This is a genomic window from Niastella populi (assembly GCF_002078015.1).
GTDB lineage: Bacteria > Bacteroidota > Bacteroidia > Chitinophagales > Chitinophagaceae > Niastella > Niastella populi.
In genome coordinates, this window is sequence record NZ_LWBP01000023.1 from 1 (window position 1) to 6,609 (window position 6,609).

General features: G+C 43.5%; 2 protein-coding genes. Both read right to left on the reverse strand.

Going from position 1 to position 6,609, the window contains the following annotated elements:
- On the reverse strand, nucleotides 1–1,453 hold a 1,453-nt coding region (locus A4R26_RS04945), incomplete at its 3' end, for a condensation domain-containing protein (RefSeq protein WP_242674824.1).
- Complete coding sequence (locus tag A4R26_RS04950; RefSeq protein WP_341350285.1) at nucleotides 1,454–6,589, reverse strand: non-ribosomal peptide synthetase; 5,136 nt, start codon at nucleotides 6,587–6,589, stop codon at nucleotides 1,454–1,456.
- Nucleotides 6,590–6,609 lie beyond the last annotated feature (20 nt).

The window sequence follows — 6,609 nt, forward strand, 5'->3', positions numbered from 1 at the left end:
GCCCTTCAACCATGGCCTTCTCATAGACATCAGGGTTGAATACAAAATTCAGGGACAAGTAATCACCTATCTCCTGAGCTGTAATCTCTATATCAAATTTTGATGGGCTATACCCCTGATCAATTATCTGATTTAACTTTTCTTCTGATAATTCAACTCCTTCGATCCTTTCGCCATTGTTTTGAAGGATGAGCATGACATCAAACACCGCACTTCTGCTTGTATCCCTTTGAAGCCCCAGTTCTTCCACCAAACGATCGAAAGGATACATCTGGTGACTATAGCACCTTAAAGTATCATCCTTCACCCTGCCGTAGAAACCAGCAAAGCTTTCTTCCGGATCAATTTCATTTCTTAACGCCAGGGTGTTTACATAAAACCCGATCTGGTCTTCCAGATCCGCATGCTCCCTGCCCGCTACCGGAGTCCCTATAATAAGATCTCGCTGCGAAGTGTAGCGGTACATCAGCACATTCCATGTGGCCAGTAAGCCCATGAACACACTCCCCCCATTCTCCTGGATATATCCCTTCAGTTTAGCGGTCGTTGCTTTATCAACATAAGCAGCCAGGCACTGCCCATTATAGGTTTTCACCTGGGGCCGCTGTTTGTTAGCCGGCAGATCCAGCAGAGGCAATTCTCCTGAGAGCCTGGTCAGCCAATATGCTCTATGAACCTTAAATGAATCCCCTTTCAACTGCTCTGACTGCCACGCGGAATAATCCTTGTACTGGATGCGCAATTCCTTTAGCTCAGGCGATTTGCCTGCCTTATAAGCTTCATAGTATTTGAATACATCCTTAGACAATACCTCCATTGACCACCCATCGCTGATGATATGGTGCATATTGAAGTAGAATACATACTCCTCTTCATCTACCCGGAGTAAGGCTGCCCGCAGCAGCGGCCCTTTCGATAAATCAAATGCCCGGTAAGCATCTGCCGCAATCCAGGCTTCCGCTTTTTCTTTCTTGTCAACTTCATTTCTATAATCAAGGTAGTCGACTGCAAAGCCTGCTTCTTTTCTTTGAAGTATCCATTGTTTGATCTCTCCTGACTCATCTTCCCTGAAGACGGTTCTTAAAATCTCATGACGGTCTATGGTGGCATTTATGGCTCTTTTGAAGCTTTCAATGTCAATATCCTTATTCAGATAAACGCTTCCTGGTGTGTTATAAGCCGCCGATCCTCCTTCAAACTGACTTACTATCCACAATCGGCGTTGGGCTGATGATAATTTAAATGGCCCCGGGCCATCAACTGGAATAATGTCCTTATAATCCGATTTTGTAACCCTTCTGCTTAAGTGGTCTAATAATGCATTTTTGTTTTTCTTAACCTTTTGCAATAAATCATCAGGTATTGAATCGCTGTTGAATTCAACATTGAGCTTATCCCCGTTCTTAGAAAGATAAACACCTTTTTCAAAAAGTTCAGCGATCAACTTCTCCATTTAAATTTCAATTTTGTTTTTATAGGTTACCGACTTATTCTCCAACTCCAATTTTGCAATTTCTTCTATCAACATAATTTTTTTCCCTATATCCTGTATGTTCGTATTTTCAAGAATGTCAGCTATTTTCAGGTCAATATTTAATTTTTGATGAATCAAGGTGACCAATCTCATGGTCTTTAATGAGTCCATACCTAAATCAAAAAAATTATCTAATATTCCAATCTTCTCCCTTTGCAGCACCTCTTCCCATATCTTCACCAGTTTCTCTTCCAGCTCATTTCCCGGAGCCACATACGCTACATCACGCGTGAACCCAAGGGCCTCGGGGTTTGGTAACAATTTCCTGTCTATTTTGCCATTAGCTGTCAATGGCATTGCTTCAAGCTGTACAAAGTAGGCGGGAACCATATACACAGGCATCGTCAGTTTTAAAAAGGCTCTTAAATCACCTGTTCTTTGCTCTTTACCGGAAGTAATATAGGCCACCAGCTCCTTCTCTCCTGCCTGGTTCTCTTTGGCTACTACTACGGCCTGGTCTATCTCTCCATGCTTTAATAAGGCATGCTCTATTTCTCCGGGTTCTATCCGGTAGCCCCTGATCTTTACCTGGTCATCTTTTCTGCCAATGAACTCTATGTTGCCATCAGCTAACCAATAGCCCAGGTCGCCTGTTTTGTAAAGCCTTTCTCCCGCAACAAAAGGATTATCTATAAAGGTCCCGGCTGTAAGCTCCGGAAGGTTCAGGTAGCCCCTGGCCAGGCCTGCTCCTGATATGCAGATCTCTCCAACTACTCCCCGGGCAACCAGGTTCATTGCGCTATCTACTATATATAGTTGAGTATTGGCTATGGGCTTGCCTATAGGAATAGATGTTTTGCTCCTGTCTTTTTTATCTACCTTATAGATACTGGTACATACTGAATACTCGGTGGGACCATATTCATTATAATAGTCCGCGACGGAAGCGCATTCAATAGCTTTTTCTACACTAAGAGCCTCTCCCCCGGTGATGATAATTCTAAGGAATGGCAATTGTTCGATAGCAAGCGTCTCTAAATAGGAAGGGGTCATCGCAATGACACTTACCTGTTTGCTATTAAGGTATGCTACAAATTCATTTTCCTGGTGAATTTGTTCTTTTTTAATCAACACCAGTTGAGCCCCAACATAAAGAGGCATAAAAATCTCCAACACCGAAACATCAAAGGAGCTGGAGGCAAACTGCAGTACCTTATCATGCGTATTGATACCAAAAGTTTTTATTTGATCCAATACCATGTTCAGATAGCTCCGATGCTCTATCATCACTCCTTTAGGATTTCCCGTTGAACCAGAAGTGTAGATCACGTAGGCAAGGTTACCAGGTGTATATAATTTCGTTACTTCCTCAGGATTATAATTCTCCGAATCAAATTCTATGTCAATGGCAAAAACTTCTCCATCATAATAATTAATATCGTAAATGAAACTGGCCTCCGTAATCAGCAGATTTAAAGCGCTGTCCTTAACTATATACTCCTTCCGGGAAGATGGATATTCCGGATCGATCGGAACATAAGCCCCTCCCGCCTTTAATACCCCCAGTATCGAAATGATCATCCACTCACTTCTGTCCAGGTGTATTCCTACTAAGTCGTCTGGCTGGATGTTGTAATTCCTTTGCAGATACGCCGCCAACTGACCAGACTTTTCATTGACCTGGCGATAAGTCAGCTCTTTTTCTCCAAAAACAACGGCTATATTCTCCGGGGTCATCGCGGCCTGTTCTTCAAACAGGTCTACAATCGATTTGTTTTCCGGATAAGCTACTGCTGTATCGTTAAATGTGATCAGTAGCTGATGTCTCTCTTCCTCCGATAAGTAATCAATTTTGCTTAAAGATTGATCCGGGTTTTGTGCAAACTCATTGATCAATTTATCAAAGTGATTTACCAGGTGCTTTAGTGCCGTGGCATCGTAACGATTGATATTGTACCTGATGCCTATATTTAATGAGACGGGCGAAGGAGCAATTGCTATATTGAAATCATAGTTGCTTTGGTCAATGACTTCCATCGAATCTATGAACAGCCCTTCTTCACTTTTTGTATTTAACGCCCCTTCATTTTCCAGTTCCTTGACAGCATAGTTCTCAAAGATCATGATATGATTCATCAGGTCCCTTCCCAATTCACTCTGGGACTGAACCTCTGACAGATTCATATAATGATGAGATGCACTCTGTATCGATTGTTCATGCAGTGATTTCAACAGGCCAACAGGCGTATCATTGGGATCATACTTTACCCTTACCGGAATAGTGTTGATAAACAGCCCGATCATCTCTTCAACGCCAGCTAACTCGGCCGGACGACCTGACACCACCGCACCAAATACCACGTCAGTCGAGTTGTTATAGCGCGACAATAAGTAACCCCATACCCCTTGTACAAAAGTATTGTGGGTAATACCCAACCCGCTGCAAAGAGCATCTACTTTCTTAAACAGATCGCCGCCTATCAGAAGATGTTCGCTCGATTCGACATAGCTGTTGCCTGCTACGCTTACCTTGAATGGTATCTCTGCCGGTGACGTGTAGCCCGACAGGTAATTTTTCCAGTAACCAAGCGAACCTTCCCTGTCTATTGCTTGTAACCAATTAATATAATTGGAGTATGGCATCACCGGCGGGAGGTCTGCTGTACTGCCTTTGATTGCCGCGCTCAGCAACTCATTAAAGTCGTTGATCAGCACACTCACGCACCAGCCATCCATCAGGATATGATGGTGGCTCCAGATAAATTCATACTCCCCTTCCGACAGATCAATCACATACAGGCGCATCTGGGAACCTTGGCTCAAATCAAAGCCCCTTTCCCTGTCCTGCTGCTTGATGAGCGCAACCTGCGCCTGCCGCTTTACCTGACTATCAAGTTTTTCATAAGTAAAATTGCCCGGCACTTCTTTCCTTACTATTTGTAAGGCGCGGCCTCCATATTCAGTACTGAAACTGGTGCGCAAGACAGCGTGCCTGGCTGTTAACCGGTCGTAAGCTCCTTTTAACTTTTCTATATCCAGTGTTTTGGCCCGTACCCTGTAGGATGTCTGCTCAAAAAATAGTGTACTGGACGCTTCAGTCAGCCAATGAAAATATATTCCCTCCTGAAGAGGAGATAGCTCATACACATCTTCCAACGTATCGTCGGGGTTGATTTTTGAGAGCTCCTGACGGCTCAGCCCTTTGAAACTTACATCCGAAGGGGTCAGATACCGCTGCTTGCTCTTAGATAATTCTTCTATTAAAAACTGTAAGTTCTTTTTATAAGATCCGGCTAACTTTTTGATCGTTGCCGCGTCATATCTCAAACTTGAATACCGGATCGACATACCCAGTTCTTCCCTTACCAGCATCCCCGATACATCCAGCACTGTGTCCGTTCCATTCTCTTTTGATACATCTGATCCGAGTTGCTCTGATGCATATTCAAACAGGGAATTTTTATCGTTTGATACATTTGTTCCAAAGTCTCCAAGGTAATTAAAGGTAACCTGTTGAGTGAGTTTAGTTTCAAGCTTGTCTTCACTTAAGTAAGTGAGAATACCATACCCGATTCCCTTACCAGGTACGCTTCGTAGCGCTTCTTTTACATTTACCAAAACCTCTACATGATTGGAAGAACTGGATACATCCAGTACAAATGGATAATCCGTAGCAAACCATCCAACCGTTCTGCTGATGTCTATTCCATCAATGATCTCCTCTCTTCCATGGCCTTCCATCTTTAAGACAGTTTTATCCGCGGCCATGACTTCTTTCAGGGCAAGACCAAGACTTGCCAGTAACAGATCGTTTATCTCTGTATTATAAACCCCGTGCACCCGCGTTTGCAATAACTCAGTGGTTTGCTTATCCAGTTTGAAAGATTCAGCTGAATCGATTACAACTGTTTGATCTGTTCCTACCGCTTTATCCTGGGGTAAATCCGGGATTTGCTGATCGCATACCTGCTGCCAGTAAGATCGCTCCCTGGCAAGCTTTTTGCCTGCCGCGTATTCTTTTTGCAACAGCGCCCATCTTTGAAAAGAATCTGTCTTTGATGCTAAGTCTGTTCGTTTGCCTGCTTTATAGCTCGAGTACAGACCCGACAGGTCTTCTAAAATAATTCTCCAGGATATACCATCCACCAACAGGTGATGAATAATTAAGCCTAAGCGGTCACCATCTTTCAACCTTAAATGAACCACTCTGAGTAAAGGGCCTTCGGATAACCTGATGCCCGATTGCAGCACTTCTCCAATTTTAGCTATCTCCCCGGGTGCGTCATCCGATTCGGTTAAGTCATAGAAGTTTAATGTATATCTCTTCGATCTTGTGTCCTGGCTAAACTGTTGCCATCCTTCGGGGGTTTGTTTATAAACCATTCGAAGCGCATCGTGATGCTTCGTCAGATCCGCTATGCTCTTCTCCAGGATATTACTGTCCAGTTCCTCCTTACTACTCAGTAAAACAGATTGGTTATAGTGATCATGAACTTTTATCTCTGACGTTTTGAAAAACCATTCCTGGATGGGGGTTAGCACCACCTCTCCACTCACCTCTCTCTGATCGGTATGATCGGTAGTCAGCTCAAGTAACCGGGCCAGTTCTTCCAGTACAGGTGTTCGCAGCAGGTGCTCTACTTTTAGTTTGTAACCCTGTTGTTTTAACCTGGCTGCTACCCGTATCGACTTGATGGAGTCTCCACCCAGGTTATAAAAGCTATCCTTTATTCCTATACCTTCTCTCTTTAATACATCTGACCAAACCGAAACTAAAACCTTTTCGGGCGCTGTGCGCGGAGCTACATATTCTACGCCACTGGATAGTTCCAAACCTTCCGGCTCGGGCAGTGATTTCTTATCTATCTTGCCATTAGCTGTCAATGGCATTGATTCGAGTTGAACAAAATGAGCCGGAACCATATATTCCGGCAACAGTTCTTTTAAATAAGATTTCAAATCAAGCATGTTCTGCTCAACCCGTGAAGTAATATATGCAATCAGTTCTTTTTCTCCTGACTGGCTTTCTTTGGCTACAACTACCGCCTGTTTTATCTCTTTATGCTCTAATAATACGTGTTCGATTTCTCCCGGTTCAATCCTATAACCCCTGATCTTTACCTGGTCATCTTTTC